Genomic DNA, 23627 nt, shown 5'->3' with positions numbered 1-23627 from the left:
AAAACTCTGTGTCAAAAGAATAAAACAAGGTTTTTCTGGTTAAATTTATTTTTTTTTAACAAAAAATTTAGTTATTATTGTAATACTAACCCCCACAAGTATGAAGGTAAAAATCTCTTTAATACTTCTCCTTATCATTCAAATTCCTTTTTACGCTCAAGTAAAAATTGGAGACAATCCTTCGGTTATACATCCAAGCTCTGTATTAGAATTAGAAAGTCCAGATAAAGTTTTAGTAATTAGTAGAGTTAGTACTTCTGTAATGAATAGTATAACACCACTTGAAGGTGCATTAGTATACAATACTGATGTAAAGTGTGTTTTCTTTTTCAATGGAACTACTTGGGAAAACTTGTGTAATAACGGAACTAGCACTGGAATAAATGTAACAACATCTGGAACTGCACCTACTAGCAATAATACTGGTGATTTTTGGATTGATAATTCTAAAAATAACGCAGTTAGCATTTGGAATGGAACCACGTGGATTAGAATAGATTCCAACCCAACAAGAGGTAATGGACCTCCTCTTTTCAATCCTTCTTTAACACCTATAGCAGGTGATGTATACGTAGACCAAAGTAATGGTAGGATTTATGCGTACAATGGGACAAATTGGGTAGCTGCTGGAAGTAATTCTGGTACAAGTTTAAATATCAATGCAAATAACGGATTAGCTGCTACAACAAATAGTTCTGGCACAACAATAGAACTAGGTGGCGTTTTAATCAAACCTACAATTATAGAAGCATCTGCTGTAAACACACTTTCAATCATAGGTTTACAAGATGGTGACACAACACAAGACGACATAGTAACTGTTAATAAAACCACTGGACAGTTAAGAAAAGTACCTTCTTCTGGTTTCTTTAGAGAAGAAGTTACTGAAATAGTTGCCACAGACGGGCAACTACAATTTACCCCTTCTATACTTATTAGCGATTCTAAAAAAGTAAATGTTTACAGAAACGGAATAAGAATAGATTTTACTGTTGTAAATAATACAACTATAGAAATAGAACCTGAAGCAGTATGCTATCAGGGTGACCAAATAAGAATAGTTCAATTTTATTAAACCCTATATATAAATCTTAAAACAATTATGAAGACAATTACGAACAAATTTAAATTAGCATTAGCCGCCATTGGTTTATTAGCTATTGGTACTGTGAATGCACAGACAACTACAGGTGATATTACTAAACAAGCGGATGCTACGTTAAACTCATCAAATACTGCTGTAAAATTAGTAGACAACAAAGGTACTATTAAGTACTTACAAGCTGTTAATGGTTTAACTTCATTCACAAATACAACTCCTTCTGGTGGTGTAGTAACTACTTGGCAATTAGGAGGTGTATTAACTGATAACACCTATATTACAGCTGATGCTGCTAAAGAATTTGCTTTAGATGGTTTACAATTAGTTACAGATGTTACTACTGCTTCTACTAATGCTGTAGATCGTGAAGCTCACGGTAACGTTGGTACAGGTTTTACTGTGTTAATTAGAGATGAAGCTTCTGGAGCGGTTCAAAAAATGCAATTATCAGATTTATTAAAAGTTGATGGTATTAGAGTAGACTACACACAAGCTGCTAATGCAACTGCTGATGTAGACATTACTGTTACTGGATTACCTACTTTAACAGCTCTTACAACCGCTGCAAAATTATTTGTGTATAGAAATGGTGTAAAGTTAAGATTTGGAACTGATTTTTCAGTTACTGCTGACACTGTTACAATTACATATAGTGCTACTGATTTACCAATGTACGCTGGTGATATTGTAGAAATCCAATACATTAAATAATAATTTTTAATGGTTAATAGTAGTTTTCTAAAATTGACTCTAACAACTTTGGCATTGATTTTTTTTTCTTTAAAAATCAATGCTCAAGAAGTTAGTGTAGTTGACAATAAAGGAACTATAAAAGCCATTAATAATAACAATGTATTTACAGCTACAACAGACCCTAATACACCTACAGTTGTAGCAGTAGAAAATGATATTTGGATTAACACTAGTACTAATCCAAATTCAATAAATATATGGAACGGTACAGCGTGGGTAGACATAGCGCATACCGGCACAACAGGTTCTATATTTTTTGCGGGAACAGACGGTAAACTTACTGAAAACAACACTAATCTATTTTGGGATAACACAAATAACCGATTAGGAATTGGTAACAATACTCCCAATGAGAGTCTGCATATTACAAACAACATGCAATTAGACGGAACCTTTAAAGATAAGGATGGAGATGAAGGAACATCTGGTCAAGTCTTATCTTCAACGAGTACCGGAACAGACTGGGTAGATTTAAATTTAGCTTCAGTAGTTAATAAAACTTCAAATTACACATTAGTTGCTTCAGACAACGGAAAAGTAATTACATTTAATAGTGCTTCAAACGTTACGCTTACAGTACCTACAGGTTTACCTATTGGATATAACATAAGCATTTACCAAACAGGTAACGGAAGAGTTACTATCAGTGGAGCTGGAGGAGTTACTATTTTAAATAGACTTTCAAGGTTTATTACAGCTGGTAGAGATGCAGGTGCTGGATTAGTGGCAACAAGCACTAATACTTTTCATTTAACAGGAGACCTAAGGAGATAAATCAAATATTATGATTAAACAAAAAATTATTTTATTGTTTTTTTGTTGTATTTACTCCTTTACTTACAGTCAAATAGTAAAATACAATAACTTTCCTACAATGAAGCCTCATCATATACTTGATGAAAATTTAGGAAATATTAGTTTTGCTTTTTCGATGAGAGTTATTGAAAGTGATTATAACGGCCCTTTAGTTAGATTAAGAAGAGCTGGAGATAACGCTGAACAAGACTTTACATGGGGAGATAATGATATTGTAGACATAGCAGCCATAAATGCTTGGCGAGGCGGAAGCAATGTTTTTATCCACACATGGTACGATCAAAGCGGATTAGGCAGAGATGCTATTCAAACAACTAGAAATCGACAACCTCGATTTTATCCAGACACAAGTAACCCTTATTTTCAAGGAGATGGATCAAATGACCATTTAGTTATTGATACTCCTAACGGAATTCAAGATGTTACCAATGCTGGAGATGAAGGAACAGTAATTACAATAGCAAGGGCTACAAATAATTATCAACACTCTTTTGGTGTATTAACTAACGCCAATAGATGGGCCACTCACATAAATTGGGGTAATGGAAGGCTTTATTTTGACCCTGGTGTTTGTTGTAATGCTACACGTTCTTTTATCAATAATTCAAACAATAATGTTTGGGAAATATATACTTTTATGAAAACAAACACCAATACAATTGCTCGTTCTGGGGGAACACAGCGATTTAATGGAGTTTATAATAATGGTAGATGTACCCGAACAGAAGATTTTACAATTGGATGGGCCAACGGTAATCAAACAGGAAATCATGCAAGAACTAGTTTTACAGAATTTATAATGTACAACAGAGATATTTCAACGGCACAAATACAAGAAATAGAACAAAATGCAATTACATTTTGGGGTATTTAAATTAATATAATCATTAAAGTAAACATTGTTTAAAAATTTATGATCCACTCTAGTAACATACTAAAGTTTACAGTTACAATTTTATTGTTAACATTTACCATTTCAACACAATCTCAAGAAATCAATGTAGTTGATAAAAAAGGAACAGTTAATACGGTAAACAACAATAATGTTTATACCTCTGCAACAGATCCAAACACCCCTACTCCAGTTGCAGTAGAAAATGATATTTGGTTCGATACAAGCACAACACCAAACACCATAAAAGTATGGGATGGAACAACTTGGTTATCATTAGCTAATAATTTTTGGTCACTAGCTGGTAATGGCGGAACAAATCCTACGACTAACTTCCTAGGAACCAGTGATGGACAAGATTTAGCATTTAGAACAAACAATATAGAGGCTATGAGAATAAACCAATCAAACCAGTATGTCGGCTTAGGAATAGTAGGAGCTACAAGTCCTCTTCATATTAGCAGAGACTTAGCTGATGGTATTGGAATTATTCGTGTTCAAGGAACAGAGCCTGATATTAATTTCAATGATACTGATGGTGGATTTAACACCTTTACATTTGAAAACGCGGGAGTAGCTAAATTTGCTTTCGGAAGAAGAAATACTGATGCTTTTTACATCACTAGAAACGATGGCACTTGGCATGATGAAACATTCAACATTTTAAACAACAACGGACATGTTGGTTTAAACACTGACGCACCTACTGAGCGTTTGGATGTTAATGGTAAACTTAGAGTGAGGGACATCTCTACAGTTACCACTAATAATAATATTTTAACAGCAACAGCAACTGGTGTTGTTGAAAAGAAAGAATTAATTGCAGCTGAAACTGATAATCAAATAACCACAGGAGCAAACGGAGGAGTTTATTTAGGTCCTACTGTTTTTGTCGGTTCATTTATTATTAACGGTCCTGGCGGAGGTTCAGCTACATTTACACAAGATATAACAGGACTACCTTTTCAACCTTCACAAATAACATTTACAGCTCACGCAAATATTGAGTCAGCTAATATTGATAATGATAATGGGGTTGGAAACAACAATGCATGGATTAATAATTCATTCGGGACAATGAATGGTTTTGTAAGAGACACTGGGGCGCCTTTTACACAACAAGTTATCTATGTTGGGGGACACGGAAATTCGATAAATGACATCTCTCGTTATGCTTCTAATTCAAATTGTATAGGAATTAGATACGGAAGTCAAAACGGTGATGATTTAGGGAAGATTACCGCTTCTTTAAATACTTTTTTATCTAATGGATTTAGACTTAATGTAGCCTATTCTTTAGGAACAATAGGATCTACTGCAAGGAGAAATGATGTTTTAAATGAAAGTTTATTAGTGATTTATACAGCTTACAAATAAACATATTTTTTAGCATCAACTACACAATACACAACCCTAACTAATTAATAACCTATTAGTTAAACAAAATTTTAACAAATAAAAGCGTAAGAGTCTCAAAAAAACACATTACTTTTGCAGCTTCAAAATTAAAAGTTTAATCCTCTTAAAAAAATTATAACATTTAATGCACAGAAACCTACTACTACTTCAATAATAGTTTATATAACTATTAAAATATTTTCGTCTGAAAGTATATAGAACAACTATAATAATATGCGGGTGTTATCATAATTATTTTATATGTTTTGTGTTAACTTAAATTCAGTTGAAATCTAACTGAAACATCTTTTAACGTACGTTAAAAAACAGTAAAACCTTATTCAAAAGACGAATCCACTAGCCAGAAGAAAGATATACTTCAACTAATCTATGTATCAAACTTAATTGATTCATGGAAATTTTGAAGTGTAAGTAGGAATTATGCATCACAGTGTAATGAGGACAGTTACAAAACGACAACCATGTGGTTTTTAACTAAATGAAGATTTAATACAGTGGTATTATGAAGACGATAATTAAAATAACAATATTATTATTTACATATTCTGTAGGTGCTCAAACTGCATTTCACAATTTTGGTAATGTAAAAATGCATGCTAATGCTAATATTGGGTTTCATACTGATTTAACTAATGATGGTACTCTTGATGATGACAATGCTGGATTAGTTGGTTTTTATAGTAATAATGAAACAAGAATAGTATCTGGAAATAATAAAGCTATCTTTTATAACGTAGAAATAGATACTAATAATGATTTAGAACTTAGAAACTCTTTAGGAATAACTAATGAGTTAAGCTTTATAAACGGAAAAGTTATCACTCCAAAATCGGACGCTAGTATATCTTTAGATTTTATTCAACATGATTTTTATGCTGGTGAAGATGATAACAGACATGTTGATGGTTACACTTCTGTTTTTGGAACTGAAGAATTTGTTTTCCCTATTGGTGACGACAATAGATTAAGACCAATGATTATTCCTACTCAAAATCAAAATTCTACCTTTAAAGGAGCTTATTTTAACGAAGACCCTAATTCACCAACTACATTTGCTCAAACCTTTTTAACAAACCAAAAGCAAGCTTTTATAGAAAACATTAGTCAACTTGAGTTTTGGGATTTAAATGGAGCAAACAAAACAACAGTTACATTAACTTGGGATAACCAAAGTGATATTGACGCTATAGCTAATAATGTAGAAGAATTAAAAGTTGTTGGTTGGAGCAAGACTGAAAACAAATGGATGGACCTTGGAAGTAGTAATGTATCTGGAGACTTAACTTCTGGTCAAGTAACTTCAAACGAGTTTATTCCTAATGATTATGAAATCATTACTATAGGTGCTGGTGTTCCTGACGGTGAATTAGACGACGTAAATATTATCTTTTCTCCTAATGGAGATAGTACTAACGAAACTTTAGTATTTGAAGGATTAGAGCAATATAACAAAAGCGAATTAGAGATTTATAACAGATGGGGAAACCTTGTTTATAAAACATCTGATTATAAAAACGATTGGAATGGAAAGTCTTCGGGAAGAGCTACAATAAACTCTAATGATGATTTACCAGTTGGAACTTATTTCTATACTTTAAAGTTTGGCCAAGATAAATTAAGTAAAAAACAAAAAGGTTGGGTTTATATTCAGAGATAGAACAACTTCAACATAATTTTAAAATATTTAAAACTTATATGAATACCATTTAACGTACGTTAAATGGTATTTTTTTGACCATGATTTTTCTAGCCAAATTCGCTAGTCGGTAGAAAAACACAGTTCAACTAAAACCGCCATTAATCCTTATTGATTTAAAGCATCTTTGAAGTGTAAATACAAAGAAACATTTACATAACAACAACCATTTTAAATCAATAATTATGAAAACAATAACTAAAATAGCCGTATTATTATTTACATATTCTGTAGGTGCTCAAACTGCATTTCACAATTTTGGTAATGTAAAGATGCATACAAACGCTAGCGTTGGTTTTCATACTGATTTAACTAATGATGGTACTCTTGATAATAACAACGAAGGTTTAGCTGGTTTTTACAGTAATAACGAAACAATAACTGTTTCTGGAAGCAATAAAGCTACTTTTCAAAATGTAGAAATAGATGCTACTAATAATGTAGAACTTAAAAACTCTTTAGGAGTAACTAATGAATTAAGCTTTATAAATGGAAAGGTTGTTACTCCAAAATCAAATGCTAATGTTTCTTTAGATTTTATTCAACATGATTTTTATGCTGGTGAAGATGACAACAGACATGTTGATGGTTATGCTTCTGTTTCTGGAACTGAAGAATTTGTTTTCCCTATTGGAGCTGATAACAAATTAAGACCAATGATTGTTTCTGCTCAAAACCAAAACACTTCTTTTAAAGGAGCTTATTTTAACGAAGATCCAAATTCACCAAATACTTTTGCTCAAACTTTTGTTACAAATCAAAAGCAAGCTTTTATAGAAAACATCAGTCAAGTTGAATTTTGGAACTTAAAAGGAACTAACAAAACAACAGTTACCTTAACTTGGGATAGTCAAAGTGATATTACAGCTATAACTAATAACATAGAAGAATTAAAAGTTGTAGGATGGAGTAAAACTGAAAACAAATGGATGGATCTTGGAAGTAGTAATGTATCAGGTAACTTAACTTCTGGTCAAGTAACTTCAAACGAGTTTATCCCTAATGATTATGAAATCATCACTATAGGTGCTGGTGTAGCTAATGGAAAATTAGATGATGTAAATATCATATTCACTCCAAATGGAGATAGCACTAACGAAACTTTAGTATTTGAAGGATTAGAGCAGTATAACAAAAGTGAATTAGAAGTTTACAACAGATGGGGAAACCTTGTTTACAAAACAACTGATTACAAAAACGATTGGAATGGAAAGTCTTCTGGAAGAGCTACAGTAAATGCTAACGATGATTTACCAGTTGGAACTTACTTCTACACTTTAAAGTTTGGTAACGATACATTAAGTAAAACACAAAAAGGTTGGGTTTATATTCAGAGATAGAACAACTTCAACATAATTTTAAAATATTTAAAATTTATATGAATACCATTTAACGTACGTTAAATGGTATTTTTTTGACCTTGATTTTTCTAGTCAAATTCGCTAATCGGTAGAAAAACACAGTTCAACTAAAACCGCCATTAATCCTTATTGATTTGAAGCATCTTTGAAGTGTAAATACAAAGAAACATTTACATAACAACAACCATTTTAAATCAATAATTATGAAAACAATAACTAAAATAGCCGTATTATTATTTACATATTCTGTAGGTGCTCAAACTGCATTTCACAATTTTGGTAATGTAAAGATGCATACAAACGCTAGCGTTGGCTTTCATACTGATTTAACTAATGATGGTACTCTTGACAACAACAACGAAGGTTTAGCTGGTTTTTACAGCAATAATGAAACAATAACTGTTTCTGGAAGCAACAAAGCTACTTTTCAAAATGTAGAAATAGATGCTACTAATAATGTAGAACTTAAAAACTCTTTAGGAGTAACTAATGAATTAAGCTTTATAAATGGAAAGGTTGTTACTCCAAAATCAGATGCTAATGTTTCTTTAGATTTTATTCAACATGATTTTTATGCTGGTGAAGATGATAACAGACATGTTGATGGTTATGCTTATGTTTCTGGAACTGAAGAATTTGTTTTTCCTATTGGAGCTGATAACAAATTAAGACCAATGATTGTTCCTGCTCAAAACCAAAACACTACTTTTAAAGGAGCTTATTTTAACGAAGATCCAAATTCACCAACTACTATTGCTCAAACTTTTGTTACAAATCAAAAGCAAGCTTTTATAGAAAACATTAGTCAAGTTGAGTTTTGGAACTTAAAAGGAACTAACAAAACAACAGTTACATTAACTTGGGATAGTCAAAGTGATATTACAGCTATAGCTAATAATGTAGAAGAATTAAAAGTTGTAGGATGGAGTAAAACTGAAAACAAATGGATGGATCTTGGAAGTAGTAATGTATCAGGTAACTTAACTTCTGGACAAGTAACTTCAAACAAGTTTATCCCTAATGATTATGAAATCATCACTATAGGTGCTGGTGTAGCTAATGGAAAATTAGATGATGTAAACATCATATTCACTCCTAATGGAGATAGCACTAACGAAACTTTAGTATTTGAAGGATTAGAGCAATATAACAAAAGTGAATTAGAGGTTTACAACAGATGGGGAAATCTAGTTTACAAAACAACTGATTATAAAAACGATTGGAATGGAAAGTCTTCTGGAAGAGCTACTGTAAATGCTAATGATGATTTACCTGTTGGAACTTACTTCTACACTTTAAAGTTTGGTAACGATTCATTAAGTAAAACACAAAAAGGATGGGTATACATTCAAAGATAAAAATAAATGCAACACTTAAGAGACAGCTCTCTTAGGTGTTGTTGGATTATAACCAAAATCAGGATCAGGTAGTTCTATATCTAATTGATTAATAATAAAACCAATACTTGCAAAATGATGTATTGCATGACTATGAGCTTGAGCCAGAGCACTCGCTAAAGTATAATTAGTAGTTACTTTACCAGTTCCTAAATCATCAGTAACAGAAATAATCTTATTGAAATCAGCTGGATTCAATGAATGTAATTGACAAATTACACTATTAAAATATTCAATACCCGCAGCTGTTTTTTCTTCCGCTAATTGATTACGCTCTCTATTAGAAAAATCAACACAATTTGTATCTAAACCACTAAAAATGCACGCAAAAACATCTAAGATATGACGCATGTTGGCTCCGATACTTGAATAGTAAGGAGGCACATTCTTATTACTATATTGTTCATCGGTAATAGAATTTAATAACTTAACTCCTCTTTGTAAGTTTTTCTCAATTGCATCAATCATTTGTAAATCTAAATTTTTCAAGTGTGTCGTATAAATATAGAGCTTTTTACAAGTACTCATAAAATATTTTTGTAAAATTTATCAAACAACTCATTATCAAATAAATAAAACTACATTTCTTCTCTTAAAAAGTCACGATAGCCTGTTACTTCATTTTTTTGGCACGCTCTTTGAAAATTACACTTCAAACGCGGAAGCCGAAAAGCGAACAGAGTAAGCATAACCCTAAAATTAGCAATTATGAGAACAGGGATACTTTTTTTATTAGCAATCATGTCATTAGCAACAGTAAACGCTAATAACACAAACAAATCAACTAGCAAAATTGGGGTTACAAATCGCTATGATGATGTAGTTACCTTCGTAGAAAGAGGTGTGCAATTTCATGTATTTTTAAATGGTGATTTTGACTTTAACACTCACTATAAAAACACTAGGTATGTAGATTATTATGGTAGACGCACTAGAGTAAACCGTGGTGTTAGAATTGAACGTGACTTCAAAGGGAGAGTAAGACGTGTAGGTAATACTTTTATAAACTATGATAGCAGAGGAAATGTAAAACGAATTGGTAGTGTTTATATAAGATATCGTTTTGGACAATTATCTAAAGTCGGTAATTTAACAATTAGATACGATCGTTGGGGAAATCCAAGATTTTATGGAAATGTAAAATTTGATGAGTACTGTGGAGATGATGTATATTATAATGACAACATAGATATTGATATTAATATTGGAAGTGTATTTGATTACGATGATGTATATTTCTACAAAAGAAACTTCAGAAGAAACTACCGTCAATTTAAAGAAGATAATAACTTCTATTATTACAGAGCAGTACCAAATGCAAAAATTGGTAAGAGAAGTAGAATTATTAAAAGACGTAAGCAAAGAAGAAATCACAATGACGATTTATACTTCAAAGCAACTCCAGAACAAAAAGGAAAATCAAGAAGAAATAGATAACAAAAAAGCCTCATCAAATGATGAGGCTTTTTTTATTGATTAAGCTATTAATTATTTAGCAACATTAACAGCTCTTGTTTCTCGTATTACAGTTACTTTAACTTGCCCTGGATACGTCATATCATTTTGAATTTTTTGTGAAATATTAAATGATAACTCAGCAGCTTTAGCATCGTTTACTTTAGCACTCTCAACCATTACTCTTAATTCACGTCCAGCTTGAATTGCATAAGCTTTTTGAACTCCATTAAACCCAAAAGCAATGTCTTCTAAATCTTTTAAACGTTGAATATAAGAATCTAATACTTGTCTACGAGCACCAGGTCTAGCTCCAGAAATAGCATCACATACTTGTACTATTGGCGATAATAAACTCTTCATTTCAATTTCATCGTGGTGCGCTCCAATTGCATTACATACATCTGGTTTTTCACCATATTTCTCAGCCCATTGCATTCCTAATAATGCGTGCGGCAATTCACTTTCTGTTTCTGGCACCTTACCAATATCGTGTAATAAACCAGCTCTTTTAGCAGCTTTAGCATTCAATCCCATTTCAGCAGCCATAATACCACAAAGGTTAGCTACTTCACGAGAGTGTTGTAATAAATTTTGCCCATAAGAAGAACGGTACTTCATACGTCCTACAGTTTTAATTAACTCAGGGTGTAATCCATGAATTCCTAAATCTATAACAGTACGCTTACCAACTTCTATGATTTCTTGACCAATTTGCTTCTCGGTCTTCTTTACAATTTCTTCAATTCTTGCTGGATGAATTCTTCCGTCAGTTACCAATTTATGCATTGATAAACGAGCAATTTCTCTACGAACTGGATCAAAACAAGATAAAATAATTGCTTCTGGTGTATCATCAACAATAATTTCAACTCCAGTAGCAGCTTCTAAAGCACGTATGTTACGTCCTTCTCTACCAATGATTCGCCCCTTAACATCATCAGATTCTAAGTTAAATACAGACACACAGTTTTCTACAGCCTGTTCTACTCCTACTCTTTGAATAGTATTTAAAACAACTTTTCTAGCTTCTTGTTGAGCTGTCATTTTTGCCTCTTCTACAGTGTCTTGTACAAAAGACATTGCATCAGCTTTAGCTTCATCCTTTAACGAAGCTACTAATTCTGTTTTAGCGTCTTCAGCAGACAAACCTGAGATTTGTTCTAGCATTTCTACATGACGCTTATGAAGCTTATCTAATTCAGTTTCTTTTTTATCTAAAAAGTCTAATTTATAATCTAAATCTCCTGCTTTTTTCTCAAGTGATTTATTTAATTTTTTATTCTTATCTAATTCTGAAGAAACTTGACTTTCTTTATCTCTTATTCTCTTTTCTACGTCAGAAACTTTCTTTTCCCTTGATAAAATTACCTTTTCGTGTTCAGATTTTAATTCTATGAACTTTTCTTTGGCTTGTAATATTTTATCCTTTTTTATTGCATCTGCTTCTACTCTTGCTTCTTTTACAATATTCTTAGCCTCTTTCTTAGTCTCTTGAATTAATTTATTAGCGTTAGATCTCTCTAACATTTTAGCAATAAAGAACCCTATTGCTACCCCTATAATCCCTGCTAAAACAGGGAATAATATTCCTTCCATAATTTTGATTTGATTGTATAAAAAAACCTACATTAATAGGGTTTTATAAACTCCAAAAAACAAGTTTAGGACTAACTGGCTTATCAAGGATCCGAATAAATCGGCATGCTTTACTAACCAAGACTCATCCTTTCTAAATAAATAGTGTTGAGTTTAACAAACAATGTACTAATGTAGGCAGTAATATTAAATTTATGTATTTTAAAGAACGTTATAAATGATCTTCTAACAACTTAGTCAATTCATTTATTTTATGTAATACTTCGGTATTTTCTTTAGTATTTGTTAATGATACTATTTCTGCTTTTGACGCATATTGCAATGCACACATTGCTAACACATCTTGTTTATCTGCTACCGCATAATTTTGTTCAAACTTAGCAATCAACTCATTAATGTTTTTTGCAGCCTTACGCATTCCTTCCTCTTCATTTGTGTCTTTCACACTTAACGGATACGTTCTACCAGCAATTACTACATTAACCTTTATTTTTGCCATGTAAAGAACTTTTTATGAATTCAAAAGAGTAATACATTTATCAATCTCTCGAACTAAAGCATTTATTTTGAGTTTTGTTTCTCTCGTGTTTTCGTTACTACCTTCTATAGTTTTTGCAACTTTAAGCAATTTATATTCTTCATCTCTTGCTTTTAATTGTTGCTCTTTCTCTTCTAATAAAATATGTAACTTAGCATTATTTTGAAGCAGAACCTGATTTTCTTCTTTTAAAAATTCATAATAAGAAAGTAGTTTTTTCAACTTATCTTCCAGTAAATGAACTGCTTCTAAAGGGTTACTCATTTAATTTTTAGAATAAAACTATATCTACAAAGTTATTAATATAGATTTTAAATCGCAACTCTTTTGCTATATTTTACTAAAACACTAGTAATTAAGCGTCTAACTCTTTGATATTATTTTAGTATTTTTGTTTAAAACTGTTATCATTTGAAATTTATTTTCTCTTTCTTTTTAAGCTTCGTTTTTTGTTTTAGCTACGCGCAAAAACAATATCCAAAAAACTATTTTTCAGCACCTTTGAAAATTCCTATTGTACTTTCGGGTACTTTTGGTGAATTAAGAAGTAATCACTTTCATTCTGGAATTGATATTAAAACTCAAGGAAAACAAGGAATTCCAATATATGCTCCTGCCGATGGATATGTATCTCGTATCAAAGTAAAGCAATATGGTTATGGTAAAGCCCTATATGTAAAACACCCAAATGGTTATACTACTGTATATGGGCATCTTAAAAAATATGCACCAAAAATTCAGAAGTATGTAAAAGCTATACAGTACAAAAAAGAAAACTATAACACTGGAAACCTTTTTCCTAAACCAGAAAAATTTCCTGTAAAAAAAGGAGATATCATAGGTTATACTGGTGATACAGGAAGTTCGGGAGGACCTCATTTACATTATGAGATAAGAAATACAGAAACCGAACACATTATCAATCCAATGCATTTTGGTTTAACTGTGGCCGACGATAAAAGTCCAAGTATAAAAAAATTAATCGCCTATCCACTTAATGATAATTCTCGTATTAATAACTCTTCATTAAAAACTCTCATATCGTTTAAAAGTATAGGAGACAATAAATTCATCAGTGAAAGTATTAATGCCAGCGGTGTAATTGGTTTTGGAATTAGTGTTTTTGACAGATTAAATGGGGCCTTAAATAAAAACGGTATTTATAGTTTAGAAATGAAAGTAAATGGTAGTAGAGTTTATTACCACGATGTTGAAACTTTTTCTTTTGCTGAAAGTAAATACATCAACTTATTAATTGATTACGAACATTACAAAACCTATAAGAACAGAGTTCAAAAAACTCATAAGGTAGAAGCTAACAGATTAAGCCTTTATGAAGACTTAGTGAACAATGGTAAAATAAATATCGAAAAAGGAGCTAGTTACAATATTGAGATTATTGCCAAAGATTTTAAAAACAATATTTCTACGTTAACTATTCCAGTAAAAGGAGTAGAAAGTAATTTAGTTTTCATGCGAAAAGACACTACTAATTACAAAGTAATAGCCAAAGACTTTAATAAGTTCACGCTTAAAAACATAACTATAGCTTTTCCTAAAAATACATTCTATGAAGATTGCTTCATTGATTTTTCTTTAGACAATGGAATTGCTAAAATTCATAACCCTACCATTCCTCTTGACAAAAGATATACATTAACGTTTGAAACATCATTTTTAAATGAAGAACAAAAGCAACATGTATATATTGCAAATGTTACCAATCCAAAATATCCAAGATACGTTTCAACTAGAAAAAGAATTGATAAAGTATTTACCACTACCAAAGTACTAGGTGATTATACATTATTATTCGATAAGGTAAAACCAACCATCCAATCTTATAATTTTAAAGATGGACAATGGATTTCAAAAAACAAAACTTTAAAATTAAGAATAAAAGATCGCGAATCTGGAATAAAAAATTATCGCGCAACCATAGATGGTAAGTGGGTTTTAATGGAGTACAACCATAAAAAAGGCATCCTGACTTACGATTTTTCCGATAAAAAGTTGGTAGGTAGCAAACATCTTTTTAAACTTGTAGTATCTGATAATGTGGGAAATACTAAAACTTTTTCCGCTACATTTTTCAAAAAAAATAAATTATAAAACCCTTGAGAAAACTACTTTTATTACTACTGTTCCCTTCATTAGTTTTTGCACAAAAAACAGTGATTGTAAAAGGAAAAATTACAAACAAATATAATATACCCATTGAAGGAGTAGCGATTTCCTACTTATCAAAAGGTACAACTACTAATGCTGATGGTACTTATCAATTTACCATTCCTATGCGAAAAACGGTTGCTGTAACTTTTAGTCATGTATCCTATAAATCAGTTGTAAAAAAGTTTACCTCAAGAGGTAGAAAAGTTTTTAACTACTCTCCTACTTTAAACTTCAAATCTCAAGAATTAGAAGAAGTAGTTATAAAGAATCTAAAAAAAGAAGCTCAAGGAATTACTAAAATAGAAGCCAAAAAAGCAACGACTATTTTAGGTGCCAATGCTGGAGTAGAAAATATTTTAATGACACTTCCTGGGGTTAGCAATAACAATGAACTAAGTACCCAATACAATGTTCGTGGAGGAAACTTTGACGAAAACCTAGTGTATGTCAATGGTATTGAAGTATACCGCCCTTTTTTAATTCGTTCAGGACAACAAGAAGGATTGAGTTTTATAAATCCGCATTTAGTACAAAATATTAATTTTTCGGCAGGAGGTTTCCAAGCAAAATATGGCGATAGACTTTCTTCTGTTTTAGACATTACCTATAGAAAGCCTAAAGATTTTGCAGCTAAATTAGACTTAAGTTTATTGGGAGGAAGTTTTTCTATTGAAGATACTTTTTTAAACAATAAACTAAGTGCAATTGTTGGGCTTCGTTATCGAGACAATAGCTTATTTGTAAATAGTAAACAAGTAGAAGTTAATTTTAGACCTCGTTTTACAGATGTACAAACTTTTTTATCATACAAAGCTACAGATAAACTTACCTTAAATTTATTAAGTAACTTTTCACTAAACGATTATAACTACAAACCTTTAACGAGAAAAACTCGTTTTGGTACCCTTGCCAATCCTTTAGAGTTGATTGTGTTTTATCAAGGACAAGAAATAGATCAGTTTAAAACACTTTTCGGAGCTTTTTCTGCGGAATATCAAGCTAACGAAAACTTAAAAATTACAGGAACAGTTTCTTCATTTAACACTCAAGAAGAAGAACATTTTGATATTGCTGCTTCCTATAATTTAGGCCAAGTTGATAGTAATATAGGTTCTGAAAGTTTTGGTGAAGTACAATTTTCTCAAGGAATAGGATCGCAAATCAATCATGCTCGTAACGATTTAGATGCCTTGATTAGTAATGTTCAACTTAGAGCAACGCTAAAAGATGGAAAAAATGAATGGAGAGCGGGAATAAAATATCAAACAGAAAACATTAAAGATCGTATACGCGAATGGGAAGTAATCGACTCATTAGGGTTTTCGGTACGCCCACCTCATCATACAGGAAATAATCAACCTTACCAACCATTTACTGGCCCTATAGAACCTTTTAGAAATATTAGAGCTGAGAATGAAGTAGACATTAATCGTTTTTCAGGATTTGTTCAATTTAGTAGAAAAACAAACTGGGGAGATCATCAGGTTTGGATGAATATTGGTGTAAGAGGACAAACTTGGAAAGTAAAAACAGCTACTACTAGTAGTAGTGATAATCAATTTATTTTTAGCCCAAGAGCACAATTTGCTATAAAACCAGATTGGGAAAAAGACATGCTTTTTAGAATTTCAGGAGGATGGTATTCTCAACCCCCATTTTATAAAGAACTACGTGGTTATGATGGACAAATAAATCCGAATGTAAAAGCTCAAAAGTCTATTCACCTTGTTGCGGGTAATGACTACAGTTTTATACTATGGGAACGTCCATTTAAACTAACTACAGAATTATATTATAAAGACTTATCTGATGTTAATGCTTATTCTGTAGACAATGTTCGTATACGTTATCGTGCCGATAATGTTACTGATGCCTATGCTTATGGTTTAGACATACGTTTAAATGGTGAATTTGTTCCTGGTAATGATAGCTGGGTAAGTTTTGGATACTTAAAAACAGAGGAAAACATTAATAATCGAGGTTATATTGCAAGACCTACCGACCAACGTTTAAAATTTGGTGCTTTATTTCAAGATTATGTACCTAATTTACCAGATTTAAAAGCGCATTTAAATATTGTTTACAATACAGGATTACCTGGTGGGGCTCCTGCTTATGCAGATGTTTATCAATATCAAACTAGGTTAGACGATTATAAACGTGCAGATGTTGGTATTTCTTATGTCTTTGCCGATGTTAACAAACAACACAAGACTGGTTTTTTAAAGAATTTTAAAGAGTTTACCGCTGGTTTGGAGTTATTTAATGTATTTGATATACGTAATTCAATTACCAATACATGGGTTAGAGATGCTTATAGTAAAGCACAATACGGAATACCGAATTTTATGACTGGTAGAGTTTTGAATTTTAGAGTAGGAATGCAATTTTAAGTTTCTTATGTGAACAAATAACAAGAAATTATGAAAAAAACGTATCTGATAATTTTAGGTCTTTTAGCTATTCTTTGTAATTCTTGTTATTCATATAAAATTTATCCGAAAGAGTATAGAAAACTTAAAAACAACAATCCGAAACCTAGTGTATATATTGATAATGATACTTTAAAAAAGGAGCTTAAAATATTAGCTTCTTCAAACTTATTTAATATAATTTCCGATAGCACCAAAGCTGATTTAAAAATAAAACTTTATCCAATAAGAAAGAGCTTTGTTTGTGGGCAACCCTTAACAGCTTCAATGTTAACTATTGGACAATTGCCTGTCTATTTACCAGATGGATATTATTATCGATTTGACGAAATTGAAAATGGAAAAGTAACTAAACGAAAATTTGAATTGAAAATAGCCCAACGTATTTGGTTTTGGGACATGTTTACTTTTAATAAAAATTTTGAGAAAAAAGCAGGAAAAGCAGTTTTAGGTGAATATTACTCTAATAAAAAATAACTACTCAATTAATATAAAATCACAGATATTCTAAGCGAAACTTGGTTGAAACTCACTTAGAATTAATCCCTTTCATACTTAATCTAAGTATTAAAGTGTATTATTCCTTAGTTAATTCCCGTATTTCATTAAATAAAACCTTTTATAAAATTTTAGTTATTTAAACCATTTAAAAGTTTTAAAGTCTATAGGATAGAATAAAACTTTTAGATATGAATAAATTAAATTTAACATTGCTATTTCTTATAAGTGTTGTTTTTCTTTCTTGTAATGAAAACGATAATCCCCCTGAATCAATTGTAATTGCTAATTTTGAAACTGAAATACTATTAGGCGAAAATCAAGCGATTGTAGCTCTTACTAATTTATCTCAAAATGCAACTACCTACAAATGGTCATCTTCTGATGGAGTAATTGAAAATACTACAGACGACAATACTTCAATTTATTTTACAGAAAATGGTACCTATCAAATTACATTAGTAGCATCTAATGGTGTAAGTTCAAATACTAAAACAATTGATTTTACCATTGATAACATCACTAATAGCGGATATACTCCCTATCGTTATCTCGAAAACGATGGTATCTTTATGTATTATGAAACTGACAATGTAGAAGTATATAAAAGCTTAATTCCTGATGAATTTAATATGCCAAGTCGTATGATAGTCTTTGCTTTCTTTAATGACTTTTATAAGTTAGATTTCGGGGCAACACCATATAAAGAAAATGCAATATCAATACTTGTTGAATATCAAGGTCAAGAATTTTTTCACTGTGTTTATATGCCTGTAACCGATGAGCATTCAATGAGAGCTGGTATTATTGGACTAGGCTTACCTAAAACAATGGGAGATATTAATTTTTTCAGAAACACTCCTTTATATTATGGATATGCAGAAAATCAATTAGGAGGTACAATGAATATGAGTATCAATACTGAAAATTATAACATTAGTAACGATGTTAAGCAAGAAATGATTAATCTACAATTATTAAAGTCTCTACAAATTAGAAATGGGAAAATAATAGTAGTTGGGAATACAGGTGGTAATGAAAATAGCGTTATTCAAACAGCTAATCAATATCCGAATTTGATAACATTAAAATTCGGTAAACCATCAATTACAACCAATACCGATGCTATTTCATTTAACCATCCTTTAGATTTAAAACCTTCTCGTATAATTGGTGGCTTCTATCTTAAAAATACGATTCCTTTTGGGTTAACAGGAAATGCTTTTTAATGTTTTAATAAAATACTGTGGGCTATATGTTATATTCCAATGATAATTCTATTTCATTTTAGAATAAAATTACTACCCATAGCTCATGAAAATTGCTCTCTCTTAAGTGAGCAATTTTCCAATGTAACTATGATTTCAAAAATTTTCTAGTATGATAAATTGTTATGAACTAAAAAAACTTTTGAGGAATTATAATATTCTCTTTCTTTATATTGCAAATGATAAAAATTGAAAAAGATAAACGGAACTTATTTTATTGAAAGTTCCATATATAAAAAGTTGGCGTTAATTAAATGATAGTAGAGATTAAACAATGAGAATCAGTCTGTATAAAGAAGAAGAACACCTGGAAATTAATTCGTTAGTAGAAGAAATAGCAAAAGAATTTGAAGAACCGATAGTATCATCAAATTCGTCTACAAAGAAGAATTTTGACAACTTATGGTTAGTAAAGAAGGACGAATTATTAATTGGTACAATTGGAGTTATTAGGCTTAAAAATAATAATGCTATTTTAAAAAGTATGTTTGTTAAAAAAGAGTTTAGAGGTAAAAATATTGGTGTATCAAGATTATTAATCCAAACCGCAATTGATTGGTTACGAGATGAAAAAATTGAGAGAATATATCTTGGTACAATGAACCAATTCAAAGCTGCTCAAAAGTTCTATACCAAAAATGGATTTTTTAAAATTGACAAAATGGAACTACCATCTGATTTTATCAATAATTCGATAGATAATCTCTACTATAGAATGAATTTGACAATAGATAACAATTGACTTAAAATAAAAAAGTCAGTGTACAACAACACCTATAGGTAATGCCCTTCGGGATACTGCGCATAACCAAAACCCTTACACCCACTTCTTATGATAGACTCTAAAACTGGAAATATTAGTATAAATAATATATTGACATTGAAACCTAATTTTAGATTTCAAGAAATAAAAGAATTGAAATTAGGAGAAATCCAAGAAACTAGGGAAATGGGAACTGAATGGAAATGGATTGACATTAAAAACCTAAAAATTGAAAACGAATATTATTTATTTTTTCTTGGGTTTAAAAACGAAAAGCTCAAGCTTATTTCTTTCAATGTTAATACTAAACCTTTTGAATTAGATTCGAACTGGAATTCGTGGACTGAAAAACAAGAATTAAAGAAATATAAATATCTCAAAAAATGGCTGAACATAAAAGTAGGCAAAGACAGTGAATTTGATTGGGGAAGTATATCCACATCATATGATCCCAAAGGAGGTTTTAGCGCTATTAAAATAAAATACAAGAACTAAACACTATAACCCCTTGTGATTCAACAATTAACTAAAAAAAACTTTTCTTATTTTTAAACTACAATTCCTTCAACAAAAAAATCCTATGGATTTTTCAACAATGAAATCATAATACGGATCATTGGTAAGCATTGTAAAACTATAAACTCCAATAATAAAACGATAAGAGAGATGGCAAAAAATAAGACAACTGAAACGGAAGTGAATGTATTTGATTTTATAGAGTCATACGTTGATAATGAACAAAAAAAATCTGATAGTCATAAACTAATAGAATTAATGAGTAAATGGTCAGGATTTGAACCAAAAATGTGGGGACCAACAATTATTGGCTTTGGAAGTTATCACTATAAATATGCTAGTGGTCATGAAGGCGATGCTCCTTTGATAGGATTTTCACCACGAAAAGCACAATTTTCACTCTATGTCTATTCGAAAACAGAAAAAAGCGATGTCCTTTTGAAAGATTTAGGCAAATTCAAAATGGGAAAAGCTTGTATTTATTTTAAGAAATTAGAAGACATAAATATCACAATTGTAGAAAAACTATGTATGGAAACAATCGCTTACCTTAATGAACACCACGAGTGTGCTTGCAGAAATTAGAACAACCAGCCAACAATATCTTTAATTCATTTCTTATTTGCTAACTTAGACCAACGTAACGAAACCATTAATGAACATGTTACGGATCATATAAAACAAGTAAATACTAGAATGAAAAGAATTACAATTTTTTGCGGTTCAAGTTTTGGGACTGACAATAATTTTGAACTTCAAGCAAAAGAGCTTGGAAAAAAGCTAGCTCTTGAAAATATTGAATTGGTTTATGGTGGAGCAAATGTTGGATTAATGGGAGCAGTAGCTAATGGAGCACTTTCAAATTCAGGAAAAGTAATAGGTGTTTTACCAACTTTTCTTAAATCAAAAGAAATAGCTCATACTGGATTAACTGAATTAATCTTAGTGGATTCCATGCACGAGAGAAAAACCAAAATGAATGAGCTTTGCGATGGTGTTATTGCTTTACCTGGAGGTTTTGGAACCATGGAAGAACTTTTTGAAATGCTAACGTGGGGACAATTAGGTTTGCATAAAAAACCAATTGGAATTCTTAATATTAATGGATTTTACAATAACCTTATTACTTTTTTAGATCATATGGTTACAATGGGACTTTTAAAAGAAAGAAATAGAAAAATGGTTTTAATTAGTGACCATATTGATGAGCTTCTTACTAAAATGAAAACTTATCAAGCTCCAACCACTGGTAAATGGATTACGAAAGAAACTACTTAAAATTCAATAAAACAATATCTACTTCTCTGTATTACTAACTGAAGTTTAGTACATTGAACTCTTATAATAAGAAAAGTAAACTAACTTTTAGCTCATATAAATAAGCTGTGATTTATGTCGAGAAAACAACTAAATAAAACAATATTTGAGATATCAAAAATGGATTGTCCTTCAGAAGAAAACCTCATCAGAATGAAATTGGATGGAATCTCAAGCATTGCTAATTTGAACTTTGACATAGCAAACCGAAAATTGACTGTTTTCCACAACGGAGAAATTCACCAAATCGAAAAATCAATTCTTGAACTCAATTTGGGAGGAAAAAAGATCTCAACTGAACAAACCGACAAAACAGATTTCAAAGAAAATGCAAACCAGAAAAAACTACTCTGGTCTGTATTGGGAATTAACTTTACATTTTTCTTAATAGAAATGACAACGGGTATAATCTCAAAGTCAATGGGGTTAATTGCAGAAAGTTTAGATATGCTTGCAGACAGTTTGGTTTACGGGATTAGTTTGTTTGCTGTTGGTGGAACTTTAATTAAAAAAAAACGAATAGCAAAACTGGCTGGATATTTTCAAATAACTCTAGCTGTTATAGGTTTTATTGAAGTGTTAAGGAGATTTTTCGGCAATGAGAAACTTCCTGATTTTTCAACAATGATTGTCGTTTCAATTTTTGCGCTCATCGCAAACGGGATTTGTCTTTACATTTTACAAAAGTCAAAAAGTAAGGAAGAAGCCCATATGAAAGCAAGTATGATTTTTACTTCAAACGATGTAATTATTAATTTTGGAGTAATAATAGCTGGACTTTTAGTAAACTGGTTAAATTCAAGTAAACCTGATTTAATTATTGGAACAATCGTTTTTGTTTTAGTTATTCAAGGAGCGTTTAGAATATTAAAATTAAGTAAATAACTTTTTATTCTCTCTAGCTCTTGAGCAATTACTCATTCATACGGGTAGTAAACATTCACTCGTACTAGTGAGTAAGTACCACTAAAAATTCATTCCTTGTTATACTTACCGAAGTTTAGTACCTTGAACCCATAAAATTGAAAAAGAGAATTAGCTAGATCATAGTAAATGAAAAAGTATATCAAAGGATTTGTAAAAGAAATAATTCCTGTTTTTTTTGGAGTATTAATTGCCTTATGGATTAATAACTGGAATGAAGAAAGAAAAGACAAAAAATACATTGATAACTTCTATTCTTCTTTGAAAAAAGAGCTTAGTGATACTAATAAGGAGATGATTAAAAAAAGACCTTCTCAAAAAAAATTAGTAGACACCCTTGATTTTTACTCAAAAAATAATACAATTTCTTTACTTCAAGTTATTAGTAAAGCAGGTGGTATTAATGGTCCACTCATTAAACTTAATTACTGGAATGCCTTATCTAACTCAAAAATAGAATTGATAAGCTATGAGAAACTGGCTATATTAACAGAAATAGAAGAAGGAAAAAGTCTCTTAAAATACAAACGAAATAAACTTATTGATTTCATCTATTCTAATATGACTAAAACAACTAAAGAAGAAAAAATAGTACTAAAAATTATGATATTAGAATTAATGAATACAGAAAAACAAGTTCAAAGAAATATTCAAAAAATTCTGAACGAATAAACAATTCTTCCAGCAATCCTTTTTTATTAATCAAGGT

General features: G+C 30.9%; 23 protein-coding genes and 1 other RNA gene. 19 read left to right on the top strand and 5 right to left on the bottom strand.

Annotation, left to right across the window (positions count from 1 at the left end; translation table 11 throughout):
- Positions 1-100: 100 nt before the first annotated feature.
- The 8 genes from MHN29_RS03145 (at position 101) to MHN29_RS03110 (ending at position 9397) form a co-directional block, all read left to right on the top strand.
- Positions 101-1075, top strand: a complete 975-nt coding sequence (locus MHN29_RS03145; protein WP_235272979.1) for a hypothetical protein — start codon at positions 101-103, stop codon at positions 1073-1075.
- Between the two features lie 27 nt (positions 1076-1102).
- Positions 1103-1813: a hypothetical protein gene (locus MHN29_RS03140; protein ID WP_235272980.1), complete on the top strand. Its 711-nt coding sequence runs from the start codon at positions 1103-1105 to the stop codon at positions 1811-1813.
- 48 nt (positions 1814-1861) lie between these two features.
- Positions 1862-2629, top strand: a complete 768-nt coding sequence (locus MHN29_RS03135) for a hypothetical protein (RefSeq protein ID WP_235272981.1) — start codon at positions 1862-1864, stop codon at positions 2627-2629.
- A 100-nt stretch (positions 2630-2729) separates the two neighbouring features.
- Positions 2730-3545 carry a hypothetical protein gene (locus MHN29_RS03130; RefSeq protein WP_235272982.1) on the top strand — a complete coding sequence of 272 codons (816 nt, stop codon included), beginning with the start codon at positions 2730-2732 and terminating at the stop codon, positions 3543-3545.
- Positions 3546-3584: 39 nt separating this feature from the next.
- Positions 3585-4940, top strand: a complete 1356-nt coding sequence (locus MHN29_RS03125; protein ID WP_235272983.1) for a hypothetical protein — start codon at positions 3585-3587, stop codon at positions 4938-4940.
- 544 nt (positions 4941-5484) lie between these two features.
- The gene (locus tag MHN29_RS03120) at positions 5485-6639 is read left to right on the top strand and encodes a gliding motility-associated C-terminal domain-containing protein (protein ID WP_235272984.1); all 1155 of its coding nucleotides are present in this window, start codon (positions 5485-5487) and stop codon (positions 6637-6639) included.
- A 224-nt stretch (positions 6640-6863) separates the two neighbouring features.
- Positions 6864-8018, top strand: coding sequence for a gliding motility-associated C-terminal domain-containing protein (locus MHN29_RS03115; RefSeq protein ID WP_235272985.1), 1155 nt, complete (start codon positions 6864-6866; stop codon positions 8016-8018).
- 224 nt (positions 8019-8242) lie between these two features.
- On the top strand, positions 8243-9397 hold the full coding sequence (locus MHN29_RS03110) for a gliding motility-associated C-terminal domain-containing protein (protein ID WP_235272986.1): 1155 nt from the start codon (positions 8243-8245) through the stop codon (positions 9395-9397).
- 15 nt (positions 9398-9412) lie between these two features.
- Here the strand turns inward: MHN29_RS03110 and MHN29_RS03105 are convergent, their stop codons facing one another.
- Entirely contained in the window at positions 9413-9925 is a 513-nt protein-coding gene (locus MHN29_RS03105; protein ID WP_235272987.1) for a DinB family protein, read from the bottom strand.
- Positions 9926-10144: 219 nt separating this feature from the next.
- Here MHN29_RS03105 and MHN29_RS03100 point away from each other — a divergent pair, with 219 nt between their 5' ends.
- Positions 10145-10873, top strand: coding sequence for a hypothetical protein (locus MHN29_RS03100; protein ID WP_235272991.1), 729 nt, complete (start codon positions 10145-10147; stop codon positions 10871-10873).
- Positions 10874-10924: 51 nt separating this feature from the next.
- Here MHN29_RS03100 and rny read toward each other — a convergent pair whose 3' ends face one another.
- From rny to MHN29_RS03080, 4 genes are all read right to left on the bottom strand, one after another.
- Complete coding sequence (gene rny, locus MHN29_RS03095) at positions 10925-12490, bottom strand: ribonuclease Y (protein ID WP_150900249.1); 1566 nt, start codon at positions 12488-12490, stop codon at positions 10925-10927.
- Positions 12491-12537: 47 nt separating this feature from the next.
- Positions 12538-12643: non-coding RNA, 6S RNA (gene ssrS, locus MHN29_RS03090), on the bottom strand.
- 58 nt (positions 12644-12701) lie between these two features.
- Complete coding sequence (locus tag MHN29_RS03085) at positions 12702-12989, bottom strand: cell division protein ZapA (RefSeq protein WP_235272992.1); 288 nt, start codon at positions 12987-12989, stop codon at positions 12702-12704.
- 12 nt (positions 12990-13001) lie between these two features.
- Positions 13002-13292: a hypothetical protein gene (locus tag MHN29_RS03080; protein ID WP_150900251.1), complete on the bottom strand. Its 291-nt coding sequence runs from the start codon at positions 13290-13292 to the stop codon at positions 13002-13004.
- A 237-nt stretch (positions 13293-13529) separates the two neighbouring features.
- Between MHN29_RS03080 and MHN29_RS03075 the strand changes: the two genes are divergently transcribed.
- The 10 genes from MHN29_RS03075 (at position 13530) to MHN29_RS03030 (ending at position 23590) form a co-directional block, all read left to right on the top strand.
- Positions 13530-15140, top strand: coding sequence for a M23 family metallopeptidase (locus tag MHN29_RS03075; RefSeq protein WP_235272993.1), 1611 nt, complete (start codon positions 13530-13532; stop codon positions 15138-15140).
- Between the two features lie 5 nt (positions 15141-15145).
- A complete protein-coding gene (locus MHN29_RS03070) occupies positions 15146-17593 on the top strand; it encodes a carboxypeptidase-like regulatory domain-containing protein (RefSeq protein ID WP_235272995.1) in 2448 nt (815 codons plus the stop codon).
- 30 nt (positions 17594-17623) lie between these two features.
- Positions 17624-18109: an SAF domain-containing protein gene (locus MHN29_RS03065; protein ID WP_235272997.1), complete on the top strand. Its 486-nt coding sequence runs from the start codon at positions 17624-17626 to the stop codon at positions 18107-18109.
- A gap of 212 nt (positions 18110-18321) precedes the next feature.
- Positions 18322-19359: an acetoacetate decarboxylase family protein gene (locus MHN29_RS03060; protein ID WP_235273003.1), complete on the top strand. Its 1038-nt coding sequence runs from the start codon at positions 18322-18324 to the stop codon at positions 19357-19359.
- Between the two features lie 313 nt (positions 19360-19672).
- Positions 19673-20140 carry a GNAT family N-acetyltransferase gene (locus tag MHN29_RS03055; RefSeq protein ID WP_235273004.1) on the top strand — a complete coding sequence of 156 codons (468 nt, stop codon included), beginning with the start codon at positions 19673-19675 and terminating at the stop codon, positions 20138-20140.
- A gap of 90 nt (positions 20141-20230) precedes the next feature.
- Positions 20231-20656, top strand: coding sequence for a hypothetical protein (locus MHN29_RS03050; protein ID WP_235273006.1), 426 nt, complete (start codon positions 20231-20233; stop codon positions 20654-20656).
- Between the two features lie 171 nt (positions 20657-20827).
- Entirely contained in the window at positions 20828-21262 is a 435-nt protein-coding gene (locus MHN29_RS03045; protein ID WP_235273008.1) for a DUF1801 domain-containing protein, read from the top strand.
- 111 nt (positions 21263-21373) lie between these two features.
- Positions 21374-21955, top strand: a complete 582-nt coding sequence (locus MHN29_RS03040; protein ID WP_235273010.1) for a TIGR00730 family Rossman fold protein — start codon at positions 21374-21376, stop codon at positions 21953-21955.
- Positions 21956-22069: 114 nt separating this feature from the next.
- Positions 22070-22879 carry a cation transporter gene (locus MHN29_RS03035; RefSeq protein WP_235273012.1) on the top strand — a complete coding sequence of 270 codons (810 nt, stop codon included), beginning with the start codon at positions 22070-22072 and terminating at the stop codon, positions 22877-22879.
- Between the two features lie 168 nt (positions 22880-23047).
- Positions 23048-23590 (top strand): hypothetical protein, encoded by a 543-nt coding sequence (locus MHN29_RS03030; protein WP_235273014.1) that lies wholly within the window; start codon positions 23048-23050, stop codon positions 23588-23590.
- Positions 23591-23627 lie beyond the last annotated feature (37 nt).

The organism is Tenacibaculum sp. Cn5-46 (genome assembly GCF_022347705.1).
GTDB classification, from domain to species: Bacteria; Bacteroidota; Bacteroidia; order Flavobacteriales; family Flavobacteriaceae; genus Polaribacter; species Polaribacter aiptasiae.
This window is presented reverse-complemented; position numbering and strand designations above follow the sequence as displayed.